Annotated in this window: 1 pseudogene; it reads left to right on the top strand. The window is 79.5% G+C overall.

Annotation, left to right across the window (positions count from 1 at the left end):
• A pseudogene (locus tag AB0F18_RS39315) lies at positions 1–1,108 on the top strand (hypothetical protein); the annotation flags it as partial.

The following is a 1,108-nucleotide window of genomic DNA, read 5'->3' as shown; positions in this document are numbered from 1 at the left end:
CGCAGCGCACGGCCGCGCACACCGCCGGCCGGGCCGACGGGTCCGCCGCCGTCCCCGGACACCCGACGGGAGCGCACGCCGGTGCACCGGGCGCGCCCCGGGCCGGCGCCACCACCGCCGGAGCCCTCACCGCCGAGGACCTGGACCGCAACGCCGACACCCTCGCCGAACTCCTCGCCGACACCGTCGGCTCGGCCGAACGCCAGCTGTTCGAGCTGCGCACCGCCGCCGCCGACGACGCCCGCATCCTCGGCGCCCTCGGCGACGGCGGCCTCCTCCCGCCCGGCCCCGACGTCCTCGCCACCGTCGAGTACCTCGGCGAACACGGCATCCCGGCCCTGCCAGGCTGGCGCTACCTCGCCCAGTCCGTGGACCCCGCCGACCACGCCGCCGTGCTCGCCGCCCGCCCCGAACTCGTCGACGGCGTCGTCATCACCGACCCTGACACCCACAGCCGGGCCCGCGAGGTGCTCTCCGGCGCCGCCCTGCTGCCCCGCTCCACCGTCGCCGTCGGCACCGCCGCCGCCCTGCTGGCGCCCGCACCGCCCTCGGACGGCGATTCGGCGGTGTCCAGCGTTTTCATCGTTTCCCCGAACCCGGCCATGCACGACGAGCACGCCGCCGACGAGGAACGCCAGGCCCTGCGCGCCCGTGCCACCGCCCGCGACACCGAGATCCGCGAGCTCGCCGCCCGCCTCGCGGGCGACCGCGAGCTCGCCGCCCGCCTCGCCTCCTGGCGCACCGGCTGCCCGCCCGGCCGCCTCGCGGAGCTCGCCGAGCTCGCCGTCGCCGCCCGCTCCTTCGCCGAGGAGGCCGACGCCGAGCTCACGGAGGCCCGTACCGTACGCGCCGAGGCGGACGAGGCCGCCGCCGACGCCGCCCGGGTCCGCGACGAACGCCAGGAGACCGCCCAGCGCGCCCGCCGCGCCGCCGACGCCCTCGCCGGCCTCGCCCACCGTCTGCGCGAGCGCTCCGGCTGGCAGGCGAAGGTCCGCGAACTCGCCGACGAGGCCGCGGAGTCCGAGGCCCGCGCCGAGGTCTGCCTGGACCGTGCCCGCGCAGCCGACGAGGACCGCCGCGCCGCCCAGCGCGCCGCCGACGACGCCCG

The sequence above is a fragment of the Streptomyces sp. NPDC029216 genome, assembly GCF_040648015.1.
Lineage (GTDB): Bacteria > Actinomycetota > Actinomycetes > Streptomycetales > Streptomycetaceae > Streptomyces.
Note: the sequence above shows the minus strand (reverse complement) of the source record. Positions and strands in the feature narration are given on the sequence as shown.